This window comes from Winogradskyella sp. KYW1333, assembly GCF_003335675.1.
Lineage (GTDB): Bacteria > Bacteroidota > Bacteroidia > Flavobacteriales > Flavobacteriaceae > Winogradskyella.
This window is the reverse complement of sequence record NZ_QPHL01000012.1, coordinates 104,394-124,121: the sequence shown is the minus strand read 5'-3', so window position 1 is coordinate 124,121 and position 19,728 is coordinate 104,394. Positions and strand designations below refer to the sequence as shown.

11 protein-coding genes are annotated in these 19,728 nt (G+C 34.1%); 4 read left to right on the top strand and 7 right to left on the bottom strand.

Translation table 11 applies throughout. From position 1 onward, the window contains the following. Window positions 1-325: 325 nt before the first annotated feature. On the top strand, window positions 326-685 hold the full coding sequence (locus DUZ96_RS03015) for a nicotinic acid mononucleotide adenyltransferase (RefSeq protein WP_114300408.1): 360 nt from the start codon (window positions 326-328) through the stop codon (window positions 683-685). 71 nt (window positions 686-756) lie between these two features. On the opposite strand, the gene DUZ96_RS03010 is transcribed toward DUZ96_RS03015, so the two are convergent. Together DUZ96_RS03010 and DUZ96_RS03005 are read right to left on the bottom strand one after the other, a co-directional pair. Further along, the gene (locus tag DUZ96_RS03010) at window positions 757-3,588 is read right to left on the bottom strand and encodes a TonB-dependent receptor (protein ID WP_114300406.1); all 2,832 of its coding nucleotides are present in this window, start codon (window positions 3,586-3,588) and stop codon (window positions 757-759) included. Between the two features lie 70 nt (window positions 3,589-3,658). After that, entirely contained in the window at window positions 3,659-4,930 is a 1,272-nt protein-coding gene (locus tag DUZ96_RS03005; protein WP_114300405.1) for a hypothetical protein, read from the bottom strand. 248 nt (window positions 4,931-5,178) lie between these two features. On the opposite strand from DUZ96_RS03005, the gene DUZ96_RS03000 reads away from it, so the two are divergent. Next, on the top strand, window positions 5,179-6,519 hold the full coding sequence (locus tag DUZ96_RS03000) for a deoxyguanosinetriphosphate triphosphohydrolase (RefSeq protein ID WP_114300403.1): 1,341 nt from the start codon (window positions 5,179-5,181) through the stop codon (window positions 6,517-6,519). A 226-nt stretch (window positions 6,520-6,745) separates the two neighbouring features. On the opposite strand, the gene DUZ96_RS02995 is transcribed toward DUZ96_RS03000, so the two are convergent. Further along, complete coding sequence (locus tag DUZ96_RS02995; protein ID WP_114300402.1) at window positions 6,746-8,530, bottom strand: 1-deoxy-D-xylulose-5-phosphate synthase; 1,785 nt, start codon at window positions 8,528-8,530, stop codon at window positions 6,746-6,748. A 208-nt stretch (window positions 8,531-8,738) separates the two neighbouring features. On the opposite strand from DUZ96_RS02995, the gene DUZ96_RS02990 reads away from it, so the two are divergent. Continuing rightward, window positions 8,739-11,372, top strand: coding sequence for a T9SS-dependent M36 family metallopeptidase (locus tag DUZ96_RS02990; RefSeq protein WP_114300400.1), 2,634 nt, complete (start codon window positions 8,739-8,741; stop codon window positions 11,370-11,372). A 13-nt stretch (window positions 11,373-11,385) separates the two neighbouring features. Then, on the top strand, window positions 11,386-11,835 hold the full coding sequence (locus tag DUZ96_RS02985; protein WP_114300399.1) for a nucleoside deaminase: 450 nt from the start codon (window positions 11,386-11,388) through the stop codon (window positions 11,833-11,835). A gap of 49 nt (window positions 11,836-11,884) precedes the next feature. Here the strand turns inward: DUZ96_RS02985 and DUZ96_RS02980 are convergent, their stop codons facing one another. From DUZ96_RS02980 to DUZ96_RS02960, 4 genes are all read right to left on the bottom strand, one after another. After that, window positions 11,885-12,076, bottom strand: a complete 192-nt coding sequence (locus tag DUZ96_RS02980; protein ID WP_114300397.1) for a cold-shock protein — start codon at window positions 12,074-12,076, stop codon at window positions 11,885-11,887. Between the two features lie 421 nt (window positions 12,077-12,497). Continuing rightward, a complete protein-coding gene (locus DUZ96_RS02970) occupies window positions 12,498-14,279 on the bottom strand; it encodes a chloride channel protein (protein WP_114300393.1) in 1,782 nt (593 codons plus the stop codon). Between the two features lie 43 nt (window positions 14,280-14,322). After that, window positions 14,323-16,077, bottom strand: coding sequence for an aspartate--tRNA ligase (gene aspS, locus DUZ96_RS02965; protein WP_114300391.1), 1,755 nt, complete (start codon window positions 16,075-16,077; stop codon window positions 14,323-14,325). A 100-nt stretch (window positions 16,078-16,177) separates the two neighbouring features. Next, window positions 16,178-19,723 carry an efflux RND transporter permease subunit gene (locus DUZ96_RS02960; RefSeq protein WP_114300389.1) on the bottom strand — a complete coding sequence of 1,182 codons (3,546 nt, stop codon included), beginning with the start codon at window positions 19,721-19,723 and terminating at the stop codon, window positions 16,178-16,180. Window positions 19,724-19,728: the final 5 nt, after the last annotated feature.

Genomic DNA, 19,728 nt, shown 5'->3' with positions numbered 1-19,728 from the left:
AAAAGATTATTTCAAAAAAAAGGCTGCCTTAATGGCAGCCTCTATTAGAACTCATAATTATTCAGTCGACAAAAACTAACAAATTTATGAAATACTAAAACGTGTTTTTCAACACAATGCAAATATGGTAAGCGTAATTAATTTAATTGTAACTAGAATATTATTTAATTATTAAGAATACATACTGATGTTTCATAAATAATTGTAAAACGCAGAAAATCAAATATATAAATCTCTAATGTTAACTAAATGTTATGAAAATGTTGCTTTAATGTAAATTAAAAGTTACATTTGAATTATAGAAAAACCTAAATCCCAAATAGAAATGAAGAAGATTGTAACATTACTATTAGTTTTTTGTGTTGGGTTTACATATGCTCAAGACAAGAAGAATCCGAAAGTGGAAAAGAAGGGTGACTTAACATTTGTAACGTATTACCATGAAAATGGTAAAATAGAACAGACAGGTCTTTTTAATGAAGAAGGCAAGTTGCATGGTGAGTGGACTAGTTATGATCTAGAAGGCAATAAAGTAACAGTTGGGACTTATGATATTGGGAGAAAGGTTGGTAAATGGTTTTTTTGGGAAGGTGATTCTTTAAAAGAAGTAGATTACATTGACTCTAAAATTGTAAGTGTAAACAAGTGGAATAACAAAACTAAAGTTGCCATAAGAAATAAATAACAGCAATAAACTTATAGAAAAAATGCTCTCCATTGGAGAGCATTTTTTATTTAAACTAACTGCTAATGCCCTTAGAATTTAAAAGTATAGCCTAAAGAAATTTCTGTACCAGGTTCTCTTAAAGTAAAAACTTGGTCTTGCGCTCTATAAGAGACATATTCACTGAGCCTTGTACTATTTAATATGTTATTAACCTTTAAATCAATAGAAGATCTTTTTTGTTCTCCAAAAGATTTGTTTAAAGTAAAGTTTAAACTATTAAATGGCTTGGTGTAAACATCTGGCACTTCTCTAATACCAACAACCTCTAATGTTTCGCCTTGCACATTGTAAAACAAACCAGTTCTAAAACCCTTTTCAGAGTCGTTGTAGTTAAGACCAACATTGATCAAATAAGGTGCCTGCCCTTGCAAATCTCTTTTTCTATCTATAGTTTCACCATCTCTAGCACCAGCTTGTCTACCATCAAATTCTGCTTGAGACATGGTTAACTCCGATTTAATTACAGATACGTTGGCGTTAAATTTAAGATTGTCTAAATCTTCAGAAATAAACCCTAAGCGTTGTCTAATTTCAAATTCGGCACCATATACAATGGCATCACCTAAATTACCGACTGTTAATTGTGTTGGCGCATTTAGGAAGAATACCTGCTCAATTGGGTCTGTAAAATCTTTATAAAATCCGCTAATAGCAAACATTTGTCCGTTGTCACCATAATTTTCATAACGTAAATCAAAATTATTTACATATGTCGGTGCGATATCAATGTTTCCAATAAACAACCTGTTAGTTATTGGATCAAATATCTGCGAAACCGAAGCTTCCTTAAATGATGGTCTTGCAGTAGTACGAGAATAGGACGTTCTTAAGTTAGAAGTGTCGTTAAGCGAATAAATTATGTTAGCAGATGGAAAGAAATCAAACTCATCTAATATTAAATCACGTTCAAAGAAAATGGTATTATTATCTCTTGTACCTGTGTAATACGATTTGAACATCTCAGTTCTTAATCCAACTACGGTTTTCAAGTTTTCATTTACATTAAACTCTGTTGAGAAATATGTAGCTCCGATATTCTGTTCACCTTCATAAGCATCAATAGGGTTAAATGTATCTATTGAAATTAAATATGTGCCAGTATCTGAAGTTGTATTCCAAATATTATCTGAGTCTAAAAGATTATCTACATCACCATTTGCAATAAACGATTGATCACCTTGTATATTAAACGTGTAATCATCAATGCTAAAATCTCTGAACTTATAAGTATAGGCACCACCAAATTTAATTTTTGCTGGTTTACCAAATAAATCAATAGTCTTATCAAAATCTGCTTTCCCTGCCCAGCTTTCTTCTATTAGGTTACGCCATAATTGTATTGGGAATGTAGAAGCTGATGGCGATAAAAATGAATCACCGTTATCACTTTGCTGCAATGGTGTAATTCTATGATCCTTATCCATTACCTTAGAAAAGGTAGGTGAAAACTTCCATTCAAAATTCATGGCATTTTCATCATCACTGAGGCGGTGTTTACCACTCAATAACAAGTTAGTTATTGACCGTTCAGTATATGTAATAGAATTTTTTGTTAATGGCTCTATACCACCACCAGTACCATCTTGTGAAATGGTTTGGTTAAAGAATCCTGCTGTTGATTCACCATTTTGTATATGTAAAAGGTTTACTCTAAACTTAGATTTATCGGTTTTATATGCAACACCAAGCATACCATTCAATATAACATTATTAATACCTTGAGAACCTTGAGAATCTAATGTACCAACAAGTTCATTTTCAGATCTGTCTTGGGGGTTTTTTATATAAGCACCATCCACTCTGTTTTTATAAAAGGTGGTATTGTTCTTGTATGAAAAGGAGGCCAGGTAGCCAAGCTTATTGTCACCCACATCATATTGATTACCAAGGGTGAAACCAAAGTCAAAATTCATGCCGCTAGTCTCTTGCTTAGCCCTTAACTCTTTCTCAAATCTATTAGTTAATGAGGTCAACAACAGTTTGTTTTCAGAAGTACTTGGTATTGGTTGATACCTATTTATTGGTAAGTTTCTCGTACCATCATCATACCCTAATATATCAGTATCACTTCCTGTAGAGCTTAAATAATTGTCATTAAAATGCATGTCTGGATTGTAGCCACTGCCTAAGGATATAGAATACTCAGGTCTTGATGGATAATCTTTAGTTACAATATTTACAATACCACCCGTAAAATCCGCTGGATATTCGGCTGAAGCTGATTTTAGAACGATAACATTATCTAATATACTGGTTGGAAACAAATCCATCTGAATGGTATTTCTGTCTGGATCTAATCCTGGAATATCAACACCGTTTAATATGGATTTTGTATAACGATCACCTAAACCGCGTACATAAACATATTTACCACCTTGTATCGATACGCCAGGTACACTTTTTACAGCTGCGGCTACATTGCCAGCACCTGTGCTTTGAATAGCTTGTGCTGATAATCCATCTAATACCACCACAGATTTTTTTTGCAGATTTAAAACGGCATTTTCAGTATTTCGTTTTGTTGATGTAGTAATGACAACGGTGTCAAGTGAATTGGTTTCTAAAACCACATCAAGTATTATCGAGCTCCCTGAAGTTATTACCACATCTGTAATTTCTTGAGTGTTGTAACCAACAAATGAAAAGACCAATGTGTAGGTACCTTCATCTAATTCAAGCTCATATTTACCATCAAAATCAGAAGTCGTACCAGTTGTAGTACCCTTTACTAAAATATTGGCAAATGCCATTGGCTCATTAAATTCGCCATCAATAACAGTCCCTGAAACTTTTCCTTGAGCAATCCCAGAATAGGAAATCAAGACAAAAAACAGAACCAAGGCAATTTTGAAATTTTTCATATATGTTTTTTATACTAACCCATCATTTACAGTGTAAATGATGGGTTAGTGTGTATTTTAATAGTAAAAATTAAAAACCTAAGCCACCCGCTTCGTTCGAGAAAGTCCAGCTTAAGTTAGAAGTTGTAGCACCTACAGTTTCAGAACCAGCTGTTACAGCTGTTGCAGTAGAACCAAATCCTGTCACCATTACATTTTCTGCCTTGTTTACAAAAATATCGGCTACATCTGTTACACCTTCTGGTAATACAATTTCCCATGTGCCAAATGTTAGTAGACCATCGTTGTAGTTTGTTGCAACACCATCATTGTCTAATTCTACATCAGAAGAATCTTTGAAACCAAATGCAAATATATTTTCAGTAAGTCCTTGCGCATTACTTCTATAGTCAGCGTATTCACCATTAGATGTAACTGTATTACCAATGATCGTAGCATTCCTTAATGTAAATGCCCCATTACCAGTTCCTTCAGGACCATCAATTTCAAAAGCGTGATCAGAAATATCTCCTAAAACCACTACAGCATTATCAACAGTACCAGAGTAAGCTTGGTCGATATCGATAGCATCATCACCTTGAGCCCATACTAATAAGTTAGACGCATCAACAGTACCGCCAAAGAATTCGATACCATCATCAACGTTGGCAACAACTTCGATGTTGTCAATTAAAGTACCAGCTCCAACTCCCCCTAAAGTTAATCCATTGATTTCATTTCCTTCACCGATTAAGGCACCACCATGGCGGATAGAAACGTAGCTTATTGCTCCTGAACTGTCATCAGGATCAGTTCCTCCATAAAGACCAAATGTATCATCCGCAGGAATACCTTCGATTTGTGCTTCTACTATATCACCAGAAAAAGAACATGGCGCATAACCTAAAACGATTAATCCACCCCAAAGTCCTCTATCATCTTGATCTAGGTTGGTACCTGCAGTTTGGCCACAAGTAATATTATCACTAGTCGATGTAAAAATGATCGGTTGATCTGCTGTTCCTTGTGCATTCAAAGTACCTCCTCGTGCAACGATTAAAGCTGATGCTAAAGAACCTGTACCAGCAGAACCTTTAATGATTGTACCTGGGTTAATGGTTAAGGTAACACCATCACCAACAACAACTTTTTGATTAAGTTGGTAAATATTGTCTGCAGTCCAAGTTGTGCTTGTAGCAATTAAGCCTGTTACAGGAACAACTGGGCAATCCTCACCTCCATCAGGATTATTATTATTTATTATTGTAGTTTCCTCTACAATGATTGGTGTGTCATCATCTTTAAAACAACCTGTAAAAACAAGTGTTGAAGCAACTAGAGCAGTTAAAATTAATTTTTTCATGAGTTAAATTTTAAATAACAGTTTTTGTTTAATAATTGTGATGCAAAGAAACGTCGATAATCACAGTCTAGAGTTAATCAAAAATTAAACGTTTGTAATAAAAAGGTTAGATGAGTGTTAGCTTAATATTAAGCCATTTCACATTCAGGAAACATTGACTTAACATTAAAAATCCCCAATACTTGTTTACTAATTGATTACGGATTTAAAAATCAATTTATCTATCTTGCATACTCTAATATTTTACTATGAATTGGGACCAACTACTTTCTCTAAAACGCTATGGAGATACTAATAAAAGACTAAGAAAAGAACAAAATGAAGCCCGTTTGGGTTTCGAGGTAGATTATGATAGAATAATCTTTTCTTCAGAGTTTAGGAGCTTACAGGATAAAACACAAGTTGTACCCTTATCTAAAACAGATTTTGTACACACGAGGCTAACTCATAGTCTTGAGGTGAGTGTAGTGGGTAGATCATTAGGTCGTAAGGTTGGTGAATTGTTGCTTAAGAAGCATCCGCATTTAGAAACTATTCACAGTTACAAGATGAATGATTTTGGCGCCATTGTTGCTGCTGCAGCATTAGCACATGATATTGGTAATCCGCCATTTGGCCATTCAGGTGAAAAAGCGATTGGAGCTTATTTTAGAGAGGGTGAAGGTGCTATGTTTAAATCGTATTTTACAGATAAGGAATACCAAGATCTATGTGATTTTGAAGGCAATGCAAATGGTTTTAAAATTTTAACCGAAAGTAGAACTGGTAGAGAAGGTGGTTTAAGATTAAGTTATGCTACTTTGGGTGCTTTTATGAAATATCCTAAGGAATCACTTCCAAAGAAACCCACATCTCATATAGCTGATAAAAAATATGGATTCTTCCAAAGTGAAAAAGATATGTTTAGTGATGTTGCAAATGAACTTGGTCTTATTAGCAGAAGTACAGAGCATATTAGTTTTAATAGGCATCCCTTAGCTTATTTGGTTGAGGCAGCAGATGATATTTGTTATACAATTATTGATTTTGAAGATGGCATCAATCTAGGCTTAATAGAAGAGGAGTACGCTTTAGAATACTTAATTAACCTTGTAAGAGAAACGATAAATACAGAAAAATATAATCAGTTAAAATCTAAAGAAGATAGAGTAAGTTATCTAAGAGCCCTAGCTATTGGAAATTTAATCGAAGAGGCCGCAGATGTATTTATGAAAAATGAAGATCTTATTCTTTCTGGAAAATTTGAATCAGCACTATTGGATGTTTGTAAATATAAAGCCCAGATTGAGGATATAATTTCAATTAGTATCAAGAATGTATACCAATCAAAAAATGTTATTGATAAAGAAATTGCAGGATATGAAATATTAAATCAGTTACTAATGACTTTTGGTAAACTAGCTATTAACAGCTTTAAAAATAAACTTTCAAATTATGACGAATTATTGCTAAATACATTACCAGAAACTATAAAATTAAGCGATAATTCTTTATACGATAATTTGATTTCAATATGTCTATTTATTTCCAAGCTTTCAGATACAAATGCCATGTTATTGTACAAAAAATTGAAAGGAAGTATTTCATAATAATGCATTTCATCGATTATATTTGTTTTTTAACCTTATATTGTCTTACTTTAGGACATTAATAGCTTCAAATAACCTATTTATGAGACATAATATACTTGGTGGCCTTGTCATCTTCATGGTTGTAGTGACATGCCTTATTATGATAGATGATATATCAAAACCAAAGAGAGAAGAAATTAAACATATTAACGCTGGTGCAGTGAAAGTTGAACAGCAACGTAACCTAGCGGTTATTGACAATTAATAATAAGCGTTCAATTTCATCTTTAATACTCTCTACATCTAAATTCTGCAATTTTCGCAATTGCGCAACGCTTCCATGCTCTATAAATTCATCTTTAATACCCATTAATTCAATGGGGTGCTTATAATTATTGGTGTTGGCAAAACTTAATATTGAGCTACCAAATCCACCTACTACAGTACCGTCTTCTACAGTTATTACTGCCTTATATGATCTAAAAATTCTATGAAGTAGTTCACTATCAAGAGGTTTAACAAATTGCATATCGTAATGTCCTAACTCCTCCGAATTTATAAGTAAAGTAATAGCTTCTTTTACATTTTTGGCCATAGTGCCAATAGAAAGTACGGCAATTGATTTTCCTTTTTTTAAACAAACACCTTTACCAATTTCAACGGATTTAAATGGTTTTTTCCAATCTTTAATATGGGCTCGACCTCTTGGATAACGAATAGCGATAGGAAAAGCAATACCTAATTGCACAGTGTACATAATATTGCGTAATGCAATAGGATCTTTAGGTGCGAAAATCACAAGATTAGGAATACAATTTAGATAGGCTAAATCAAACACACCATGATGTGTTGCTCCATCTTCTCCAACTAATCCTGCTCTGTCCAAACAAAAAATTACAGGAAGGTTTTGAAGTGCTACATCATGAATTATTTGATCATACGCGCGTTGCAAAAAAGTTGAATAGATATTGCAAAACGGAATTAACCCTTGAGTTGCCATTCCAGCTGCCAATGTTACTGCGTGCTGTTCTGCTATACCAACATCAAACGCTCTATCTGGTATTGCATCCATCATATATTTTAAGGAACTTCCAGTAGGCATTGCAGGAGTAATACCAATTATATTTTTGTTTGTTAATGCTAGCTCTAGTATTGTTTCTCCAAATACATCTTGATATTTGGGAGGTTTATTGTTATTAATGTTTTTTACAAGCTCTCCAGTTTCAGCATTAAATTTTCCAGGCGCATGATATTTAACCTGGTCTTGTTCAGCTTGTTTTAATCCCTTTCCTTTAGTAGTAATAATATGCAATAACTTTGGGCCATTCACAGATTTAAGACGTTCTAATTCTGAAATTAGTGAGGGTAAATCATGGCCATCAATTGGTCCAGAATAATCAAAGTTTAGGGCTTCAAATATATTGTCTTGTTTTTGTGAGCCCTTTTTTACGTTTGTAAGATATTGTTTTAGTGCTCCAACACTAGGGTCAATACCAATGGCATTATCGTTAAGAATTACTAGTAAATTTGTATTTGTAACACCTGCATGATTTAACCCTTCAAAGGCCATACCACTTGCAATTGAAGCATCACCAATAATAGCTATATGGTGTCTGTTTTCATTTTTTGATTGAGAAGCAATAGCCATTCCAAGAGCTGCGGAAATGGAAGTTGATGAATGACCTACACCAAAGGTGTCAAATTCACTCTCAGAACGATTAGGAAATCCACTTAGTCCTTTTAATTGTCTGTTAGTATGAAATTCATTTTTTCTACCAGTTAAAATTTTATGACCATATGCTTGGTGACCAACATCCCAAATCAATAAGTCATTTGGTGTGTTATAAACATAATGTAGAGCTATAGTTAACTCTACAACACCCAAACTTGCACCTAAATGACCTTCTTTTGTAGCTACTATATCAATAATAAATTGCCTTAATTCCTGGCTTAAGGCAGTTAAATCATCAATTTTCAAATTCCGTAAATCTGAAGGAGAATTAATTTGATTTAGTAGTCCATCACTCATTCAGCAAAAATACGAGAATTAGTTGGTCAATGAAAAATGAATAGTGCTCGCTTATTTTATATAGAGCCCAGTTATTTCTTTTTGTATTTATCATATTCACATCATCAGACACACTAGTTTTATAATTCCTCAATATTTTGTTATTTTCGTAAAAAAAATTGCGGAGGCTATAATTAGAAGTCTCATATAATCCCTAATTAACAAAAAGATGAAAAAAAACTACATTGTTTTTGCATGGCTTGTTACACTATTATTTTCAAGTAATTTGGTTACAGCACAGAACACCTTAGAAGAGTCACAATTCGGAACTTTAATTTTAGATTACCTAAAAGAGAACAAAGACCAATTCAACTTACAAAATGAGGATTTAGAAAATATTATTGTAAGAAATTCTTATACTGATGATGCTGGTGTAAGCTATATATACTTAAATCAAGCATATCAAGGAATAGAAATTTTTAATGCTATTTCAACTGTTGTAGTTAAGGACAATAAAGTGTTTTACTATGCTAATAGATTTACTGATGATATTGTAAATCGAGTAAATACAACTAATGCAACTTTGTCACCTGAGGAATCTATAAGTGCAATGGCAAATCATTTTCAATTATCTAATCCGGTAGACTTAACACAGCTTGAAAAAAGAGGTAACTCTTATCTTTTCTCAAATGCCGGTATCTCTCAACGAGATATCACTATAGAACTTGTTTATTCACAGCAAGATCGAGAATTAAAGTTAGCTTGGGATATTGTAGTTTATACCAACGATAGTTCGCATTGGTATAGCGTGAGATTGGATGCAACCAACAATGAGGTTTTAGATGTGAACGATTTTCTTTTAACCTGTACATTTGAGAAAGATCATACACATAATACTCCGAGTGAAGAACTTAATTTTTATAATGAAATGATTTCTCCTTCTTCGGTTTTGGTCGATGGTGCGAGTTATAATGTATTTGCACTGCCTGCTGAAAGTCCAAACCATGGCCCAAGACAATTAGTAATAAATCCAGCAGATCCTGTTGCTTCACCATTTGGATGGCACGATGCAGATGGCTTAGTTGGGGCGGAGCACACCACAACTCGAGGGAATAATGTTTTTGCACAAGAAGATAGAGATGGACAAGTATTTACAAATGGATTTATGCCAGACGGAACATCTACCTTAACCTTTGATTTTCCTTTAGATATGAACCAACCTGCAGAAGGTTATGAAGCTGCATCCGTTACGAATTTGTTTTACATGAACAATATGATGCATGATATATGGTATCATCACGGTTTTGATGAGAGTGCTGGTAATTTTCAATCAAACAACTATGGTAATCCTGGTCTTCAAAGAGATGAGGTTATTGCAGATGCACAAGATGGAAGTGGTATTAATAATGCAACATTTGGCACACCACCAGACGGACAAAACCCTACCATGACCATGTTTATGTGGGCTCCAGTTGGACCCTTAAATGATCCATTAGAAATTCAAAATGGTATCGCAACTGGTAACTATTCTGGTGTTGAAGCTGGTTTTGGTGGACCTTTATCAACTACTCCTATAACAACTCAATTAGCATTGGCAATTGATTTGTCACCAGATACATTAGATGCATGTGATGCATTGACTAATTCATCATTTTTAAATGGAAAAATAGCGGTAATTAGGAGAGGAGAATGCGAATTTGGTGTAAAAGTATTGGCGGCACAGAATGCAGGTGCTGTAGCAGTTATTATGGTAAATAATGTGGCTGGTGATGCTATTGTGATGGGACCAGGAGCACAAGGAGCATCTGTTACTATTCCATCTATTATGGTTACACAAGCAGATGGAGAGTTAATTATATCTTCACTAGAAAATAATAACCAAACCATCAATGCTACTTTAGTTAATAACGGACCATTTCAAATAGATGGTGACTTTGATAACGGTATCATAGCACATGAGTATGGTCATGGCATTTCTAATAGAACTACTGGAGGACCATCAACCACTAGTTGTTTGTTTAATGCGGAACAGATGGGTGAAGGTTGGTCTGATTGGTTTGGATTAATGGTTTCAATGTATGATACGGATACTGCTGCAGACGCAAGAGGTATAGGAACATTTGCTGTTAGCCAACCAACTACTGGTCCTGGGATTCGTCCAAGACGATATAGTCCAGATTTTACAATCAATGAGCTTACTTATGCCGCAACTAATAATACAGGTATAAGTCAACCACATGGTATAGGTTCTGTTTGGGCAACTGTATTATGGGATCTTACTTGGGCCTATATTGATAAATACGGTTTTGATTCAGACTTAATTAATGGTGATGGAGGAAACAATAAAGTTATGGATCTTGTAATAGAAGGCCTTAAGATGCAACCTTGTAGCCCTGGATTTGTTGATGGTAGGGATGCACTTTTAGCAGCTGATACATTACTAACTGGCGGATTAGATCAGTGTACCATTTGGGAAGTATTTGCTACAAGAGGATTAGGATTTAACGCAGCGCAAGGAGATTCGGATATAAGATTAGACCAAGTTGAAGATTTTTCAATGCCACCAAGTGATGATCCTTCTTTAGATAATTGTTCTGATTTATTAAGTATTAATGAGTTCTCAAAAGATAGATTTAGAGTTTATCCTAACCCGACGCAAAAAGAATTAACAATAAATACTAACAAAAGTATAGGGAATGTCTCAATTAGCTTAATTGACGTTAATGGAAGAGTGGTGTTGAATTTAGAAAAGGATTTATTAAGTACTGTTACTATAGACACCTCTAACCTCAAAACTGGTTTATATATTCTTAATATAAAAGGAGACTCAATCAATTACAATGAAAAGATAATTAAGAACTAATTATCTTTAGATAATGATTAATCCCTATAATGATACTTACTTTATGAAAAAAGCCCTTCAGGAAGCTGAAGAGGCTTTTGGTAAAGGTGAAGTTCCTGTAGGAGCAATAATTGTTGTTAAGGATAGAATAATTGCACGATCACATAATCTTACAGAATTATTAAATGATGTAACGGCACATGCAGAAATGCAAGCTATTACGTCAGCATCTAATTTTCTAGGAGGAAAATATCTAGTAGGTTGTACGCTTTACGTAACCTTAGAGCCCTGTCAAATGTGTGCTGGTGCATTATATTGGAGCCAAATTTCTAAAGTAGTTTATGCAGCGACTGATGAAAAAAGAGGATTTAAGGCGTTAGGCACGAAACTTCATCCTAAGACCAAAGTGATTGGTGGAATACTTGAAGAAGAGGCGTCAGACTTAATGAAGCGATTTTTTATTGAGAAGAGAAATTTGAACTAAAAAAACGCCCAACCATTGGTTGAGCGTTGAAACTGTAATAAAGTATGTCTTAAAGAATGCTTACGTTTGAAGCAACCATTCCTTTTCTTCCTTCTTCTTCTGTGTACTCTACATTATCGCCTTCACGAATTTCTAAACCATTAAGGTTTGATACGTGTACGAAAATGTCTTTTCCTGTTTCATCGTTTGTAATGAATCCAAATCCTTTTGAATCATTGAAAAATTTAACTGTTCCAGTCATTATAAAATAAATAAAAATTAAAGCACAAAGGTAGTGTATAAACTAATGTTTCTAGTTAAGAAATCGTTTTATTTTAATTTATTGAAAATTAATGAGTTATAAGTAGTATCAAAAAACAAATGTTAATTCAATGATTTTAAACACATTAGACTGATCCTAAAAGTTGAGAAGAGATATATTTAATACTTATTTATTTTTTGATTTTCTCTCATTTTATCAAGATTTTCTTTTGTTAACATGTAATCTTTCATGCTTTTACCCTTCCAACGATAATAAGAGAATAGGGGGAATACAATAAAGAAAATACCAACTACACCAAAACCAATTAACTTTTGTGAATAGTCTAACTCCAAAAGAAAGCCACAAATAATGCTGATTATTGAGGCAATGAGAGTGAGAAACGTAATTATTTTTATCAACTTCATGATGTGAAATTAATTAATTCACGTCGATAAGCAGTTAACAATTTCGATTTAGAAACAAAACCGTAATATTTATTATCCTTTATGACTGGCAGATTCCAGGCGCCAGAATTTTGAAACTTTTTCATTACAACTTCCATGGAGTCATTCTCAAAATGTATGTACTCAGGGGGCCTATGCATGAAGGTTTCAACTCTAGTCGAGCTGTACAAAGCTTGATCAAACATAACCGTTCTTATATCGTCCAATAATATTATACCCATAAAATTATTCTCTTCATCTGTGACAGGAAAGAGATTTCTATTAGATTTAGAAACACCATTTTTCAACATTTCACCTAGACTCATTTCCGGATGTAGTTGAATAAAATCTTTTTCAATCACCGACTCTAATTTCATTAAGGTTAATACGCTTTTATCCTTATCTTGGGTAAGTAGAGCGCCTTTTTCGATTAGTTCCTTAGTATAAATAGTATGATCGAGACCATTCTTGTTTATGGTAAAAGACATCGAAGCAGTAATCATAAGTGGTATAAACAATTCATATCCACCTGTAATCTCAGCAATTAAAAATATAGCTGTAAGAGGCGCATGAAGAACACCAGCAATTAGTCCGGCCATTCCAATCAGGGTAAAGTTGGCTTCAGAAACTGAAAAACCTAGTCCACAATTGTTTATCACTTTCGCTACAACATTTCCTAATGCACTTCCCATTACTAGTGTAGGGATTATAATTCCACCTGTTCCACCTGCAGCAAAAGTAGTTGTCATTGCAATAGCCTTGAATATTGTGATTCCGAAGAGTAATCCAATTACAATCCAAATGTTATCCATATTATCATTAAATGGATTACTACCCAATGCTTTAATATCGTTACCTAATAATAAATCATTTATAAATCCAAAACCTTCACCATATAAAGGAGGAATAAAATATAGCATTACGCCAATTGCTAATCCACCAATTATAAGTTTTCGTTTTGCCGATTTAAGTCTGTTGAATAAAGACGAAATCCCAAAGTACATTTTTGAAAAATATATAGAGGCAATACCCGTCCCTATACCCAATATAATATAGAATAAGGTGTCTTTAATTACAAATTTTTCAGTGACATTAAAGTCAAAAAGAACACTATCTCCGAGAAAAAAATAAGATGTTATTACCGATGAAACAGATGCAATTAACAATGGTAATAAGGAAGCAAATGTTAAGTCTAGACTAAATATTTCTATTGCAAAAATGATGGCTGCAATCGGTGATTTAAAAATTGATGCAATTGCTCCAGCTGAGGCACATCCTATAAGTAAGCTTCTTGTTTTTCTATCAATGTGGAGCAAACGGCTCAGATTAGAACTCATTGCTGATGCAGATGCTATTGCCGGACCAAGTAAACCTACTGAACCTCCGAAACCAACAGTAAGTGGAGCAGTTACTAATGGTAAATAGATATTCCTTTTATCAATAATTCCGTCCCTTTTTGACAATGAAAATAGAATAGATGGAATTGCATGTTCACTTGGTTTTTTCGAAACATACTTTACAAATAGATAAACCAACAATAATCCTATAATTGGTAAAATAAAGTAAATACTATTTTCAGAGAGAAAAATTCCCTTTTGAAAAATTACTTCTATTGCAAAAGTTATATTCTTAATAAAAACAGAAATGATGCCAGCGAGTAAGCCGATAACTAAACTCAATAAGAAAATGAAGTTCTTTTCGGTAATATGTTTGTATCTCCAAATGTGAACCCGTTTAAATATTGTTGACTTTAATGGCATTATTTAATCTAATAAAAAACCCTGCACTTAGCAGGATTTTTAGTTATGATTTTAAATTAAGTTTTAAATTAAGTTCTACTAGTTGATCTTCATCAATTGGAGCAGGAGCATCTATCATTACGTCTCTCCCTGAATTATTTTTTGGGAATGCAATGAAATCTCGGATGGTTTCTTGTCCGCTTAAAATTGCAACTAGTCGGTCAAGACCAAAAGCAATACCACCATGTGGCGGTGCACCATACTCAAAAGCGTCCATTAGGAAACCAAATTGAGCTCTAGCCTCTTCATCAGAGAATCCAAGATGCTTAAGCATTATAGCTTGGGTAGGTTTATCATGAATTCTAATAGAACCTCCTCCAATTTCATTTCCATTAAGTACCAAGTCATACGCATTTGCTTTTACTTCACCCGGTTTAGTATCTAACAATTCTAATTGACCTGGTTTTGGTGATGTAAATGGATGGTGCATTGCATGGTAACGTTCTGTCTCTTCATCCCATTCTAAAAGTGGGAAATCCATAACCCAAAGTGGTGCAAATTCATCTGCCTTACGTAATCCTAATCGTTCAGCTAATTCCATTCTTAGGGCACTTAGTTGTGCTCTAACTTTATTGGTTTCACCAGATAAAACACAAATTAAATCACCTTTCTTAGCACCAGTTTCTTCTGCCCATTTTGCTAAATCATCTTGGTCATAGAATTTGTCAACAGAAGATTTATATGTGCCATCTTCATTACAACGACAATATACCATGCCTAAAGCACCAACTTGTGGACGCTTTACCCAATCTATAAGTTTATCAATTTCTTTTCTTGTATAACTATTTCCGCCTGGTACTGCGATACCTACTACCAATTCTGCTGAATTGAAAACATTGAAATCTTTATGCTGTGCTACTTCATTTAGTTCACCAAACTCCATCCCGAATCTAATATCTGGTTTGTCATTTCCATAAAGACGCATGGCATCATCATAAAGCATTCTTGGGAATTTCTCGACCTCAACTCCATTGATTTCTTTTATGAGATGACGTGTTAACCCTTCAAAAGTATTTAGAATATCTTCTTGTTCTACAAATGCCATTTCACAGTCTATCTGTGTAAACTCTGGTTGTCTATCAGCCCGTAAATCTTCATCTCTAAAACACTTTACAATCTGAAAATATTTATCCATACCTCCAACCATAAGCAATTGCTTAAAGGTTTGTGGTGATTGTGGTAATGCATAAAATTGACCTTCATTCATGCGAGATGGTACAATAAAATCTCTAGCACCTTCTGGTGTAGATTTGATTAAATAGGGTGTTTCAACCTCAATAAATCCTTCACCAGACAGATAATTCCTGACAGCCTGTGACACCTCATGTCTAAAGATTAAACTCTCTTTAACAGGATTACGACGAATATCTAGATATCGGTATTTCATGCGTAAATCATCTCCACCATCAGTGTTGTCCTCAATTGTGAATGGAGGTACTAATGACGTGTTGAGAATATTTAATTCTGAGACTAAAACTTCAATATCTCCAGTAGGAATATTTGGGTTTTTTGAAGCACGTTCTATGACAGTACCTTTTGCTTGAACAACAAATTCACGACCCAGTTTATGAGCCTTTTCCATTATATCTTTTGAAGTACGTTCTTCATCAAAATAAAGCTGTGTAATACCATATCGATCTCTTAGATCAATATAAATCATAAACCCTTTGTCTCTTACACCTTGTACCCAACCAGCTAGAGTAACTTCTGTATTGCTATGTGTAGCTCTTAACTCGCCACATGAATGCGTTCTATACATAATGAAAATTTAGTCTTGCAAATTTAATCAACTTCAGAAGATAAATAAATAAAAGCCTCGACAATTGTAGAGGCTTTTGGCTTTTAATCAATGTACTTATTTACTCCAGTTGGGGAGTTTGTTCAGTATTTGTTTCTAATTCTAAAGTTGAGCTTCCAAATTTACTTCTAAGCCACATTTTAAATCTCATGGATAGATAGAATAAAACTGGCACTACGATTAATGTTAAGAATGTCGCTATGAATAGGCCATATATTACAGTCCACGCTAGTGGTCCCCAAAATATAACATTATCACCACCAAAGTATATATTGGCATCTAACTCACCCATTAAAGTGAAAAAGTTAATATTAAGCCCTATGGCAAGTGGGATAAGCCCTAAAATTGTTGTTATTGCAGTTAGAATTACGGGTCTCAACCTAGCTTTACCAGCTTTAATGATTTGCTTTAATAATTCATCATTAGGTAGATGTTCTGAGATATCTAAATCCAATTCATTCTTTTTTCGATCTATAAGTAATTGAGCATAATCTAGAAGTACAACACCATTATTTACCACAATACCAGCTAGTGAAATAATACCCATCATGGTCATTAAAATGACGAAGGATGCACCTGTAATAACTATTCCACCAAATACACCAATTAAACTCAAGGAAATAGCAATCATTATGATGGTAGGTTTAGATATGGAGTTGAACTGGAAAATTAGAATTAGAAAAATTAAGAAAAGACCAGCGAAAAATGCACTCATTAAGAATGTTTGCTCTTTATTTTGTTCTTCAATTTGTCCGGTAAAATCAATTTTTATATTCGTTGGTAATTCTTCAAAATTTTTCATTTCATTTTGAATTTGATTTACCACAGCGCCAGCATCTACATACCCGGGCGCTAGGGCTGAGTATACCGTTACTACACGTTTAGTATCCCTATGTTTTATTGCACTAAATCCCGAATTGTTATTTTGATTAGCAACTGACGAAACTGGAATTTCTTTAACCTGACCTGAGGCCATGTCTCTAAAAATTATTTTCTGATTAAAAAGTGCACTTTTGTTATACCTTAAATCTTCATTAAAACGAACATAGATATTATAATCTTCCCCATCCTCTTTATAAATACCAGCTTTTGCACCAAACAGAGAATTACGTAACAGCTGACCAACTTGACCGGAGCTCACACCAAGTTCACCTGCTTTTTCTCTATCAACAACAACTTGCATTGCCGGTTTATCTTTATTAACATCAATTTTAAGTTCATCGATAGCGTTGATACTTTTTGAGTTAATGAAATTTCGCATTCGTTCAGCGATAGCAATTAGTTCATCATAGTCATCACCTTCAATTTCAATATTTATTGGAGGCCCAATAGGAGGTCCATTAGCATCTTTTTCAACTGAAATTAAAACACCTGGATAAATTCCAGTAAGTGATTCTTGTACTTTCTGACGAAGGGCCTCACTATCCTTACCTTTTCGGAATTTGTATTCTCTCATTGAGGCAGTAATCTTTCCTTTGTGAGGCATTTCAGCAGAAGAACCACCATCTGTCATTGGATTTCCTGCCCCTTCACCAACTTGAGTAACGGCGCTTTCTACCATGAAATTACTACCGTCTTCAATAAATTCAGAATCATTTAAGATACCATATACCTTAGTTTCTATTTCACTAGTAATCTTATTCGTTTTTTCAATATCAGTACCTTCAGGATATTCTATATAGACAACAATTTGATTCGGTTTGTTGTCAGGGAAAAATTCAATTTTTGTTCTTTGCATCCCAACAGAAATTCCAAAACTTATAAATGCAATAAAGAATAATAAAACACTTCCTATCGCTATCATTTGAGGTTTCCATCCTTTTAGGGAACCAGTTAAAACATTTTCATAAGCATTTTCTAGTCGTGTTAATACTTTAGTCTGAAATGTATTGGCCGCACTTCTTAAAAATAATCTGTAAATCCAAAGTAGAATTGCAGTAACAATCATTAAGGTTCCTAAACCTCTATATGTACCACCAAATATTACTATCAGCGCACCGATACCTATAAGAATTGTAGAAATTTTCACAATTTGTTTTAGAGGCATTTCCTTATCTTCAGTAGTCATAAACTGAGAAACTAAAACGGCATTAAAGAAAATAGCTACTACCAAGGAAGACCCTAGTACAACACCTAGTGTTTTAGGGAAATATACCATGAATTGACCCATTAAACCTGGCCATAGACCTAATGGAATAAATGCGGCCACAGTTGTTGCTGTTGATATTATTATAGGGAATGCTATTTCGCTAATGCCCTTTTTTGCCGCCTCAAGTCGAGACAGGCCTTCTTCGTCCATTAGACGGTATACATTTTCTACTAAAACAATACCATTATCCACCAACATACCAAGACCCATAATGAGCCCAAATAAAATCATTGTGTTCATGGTAAACCCCAATGCACTTAGTATTGTTAGAGACATAAACATTGACATTGGAATTGCAAAACCAACGAACAAAGCATTCTTGAACCCTAAGAAGAACATCAAAACTGTAACTACTAGGATAATACCAAAGATGATATTGTTCACCAAGTCGTCAACTTGTCCTATTGTTTTTGAAGATTGATCATTTGTAGTTGTAATTCTAAGATCTAACGGGAAAACCTCTGCCTTAGCCTTTCTTACAATGTCTTCAATCTTCTCAGCGGCTGCGACCATATTCTGACCTGAACGCTTTTTTACATCTAGCATTACAACTGCTTCACCCTTGTTCGAAATAGGATTAAACTCTCTTGCGTAAGTTGTTTTATCCTTTGGTCTAAATGTAATAGTAGCTATGTCTTTAAGATATATTGGGTTGTTGTTTTCAGACTTAACCACAAAATTTTCAAGTTCTTTAGGAGAGTCAATTTCACCAATAATTCTAATGGTTCTGCGCTGTCCGCTTGTAATAAAATTACCTGCAGACATAGTCATATTTCCATTACTTATAGCACCAGTAACATCATTGAAACTTACCTTAGATGCCATCATTTTATACACATCTACAGCAACTTCAACTTCTTTTTCCTGTGCGCCTCTTATATCAACTTGCTTAATTTCTGGCAAGTCCTCAATCTCATCTTCTAAATATTCTCCAAACTCTTTTAATTGTTCTACGGGATAGTCTCCTGAAATATTTATGTTTAGAATTGGCATTTCTTCAGACATACTCAATTCAAAGACATTAGGTTCTACTTTAGCGCCATTAAAAGTGGGCCAATCTTCACCAGATGTTTCACTATCGATTTCATCCTTAACCTTTTGCTTGGCTTCCTCAACACTTAGATCTTCATCAAATTCTACAATTACCATTGAGTAATCTTCTTGGGAAGTAGAAGTGATTTCTACAACATTGCTTACATTCTTTAGTTTGTCTTCTAACGGATCAGTTATTAGTTTTTCTATATCCTCTGCTGTATTTCCTGGAAAAAGTGAACTTATATAAATTTTAGTCTCTCTAATTTCTGGGAAACTTTCTCTTGGCATTGAAAAATATGCCGAAGCTCCTAGAACTAAGATTAGTATAATAGCCACATACATTGTGGTCTTATTACTAATAGCCCAAGATGATAAGCCAAATTCCTTATCAACAACTTTTTTTATTTTCTTTTTGTTGGCCATTGATG

Coding starts and splice junctions, on each gene's coding strand:
- DUZ96_RS03015 (WP_114300408.1), top strand. CDS start 326: ATGAAGAAGATTGTAACATTACTATTAGTTTTTTGTGTTGGGTTTACA.
- DUZ96_RS02995 (WP_114300402.1), bottom strand. CDS start 8,530: ATGAGTGATGGACTACTAAATCAAATTAATTCTCCTTCAGATTTACGG.
- DUZ96_RS03000 (WP_114300403.1), top strand. CDS start 5,179: ATGAATTGGGACCAACTACTTTCTCTAAAACGCTATGGAGATACTAAT.
- DUZ96_RS03005 (WP_114300405.1), bottom strand. CDS start 4,930: ATGAAAAAATTAATTTTAACTGCTCTAGTTGCTTCAACACTTGTTTTT.
- DUZ96_RS02990 (WP_114300400.1), top strand. CDS start 8,739: ATGAAAAAAAACTACATTGTTTTTGCATGGCTTGTTACACTATTATTT.
- DUZ96_RS02980 (WP_114300397.1), bottom strand. CDS start 12,076: ATGACTGGAACAGTTAAATTTTTCAATGATTCAAAAGGATTTGGATTC.
- DUZ96_RS02985 (WP_114300399.1), top strand. CDS start 11,386: ATGATTAATCCCTATAATGATACTTACTTTATGAAAAAAGCCCTTCAG.
- DUZ96_RS03010 (WP_114300406.1), bottom strand. CDS start 3,588: ATGAAAAATTTCAAAATTGCCTTGGTTCTGTTTTTTGTCTTGATTTCC.
- DUZ96_RS02970 (WP_114300393.1), bottom strand. CDS start 14,279: ATGCCATTAAAGTCAACAATATTTAAACGGGTTCACATTTGGAGATAC.
- DUZ96_RS02960 (WP_114300389.1), bottom strand. CDS start 19,723: ATGGCCAACAAAAAGAAAATAAAAAAAGTTGTTGATAAGGAATTTGGC.
- aspS (WP_114300391.1), bottom strand. CDS start 16,077: ATGTATAGAACGCATTCATGTGGCGAGTTAAGAGCTACACATAGCAAT.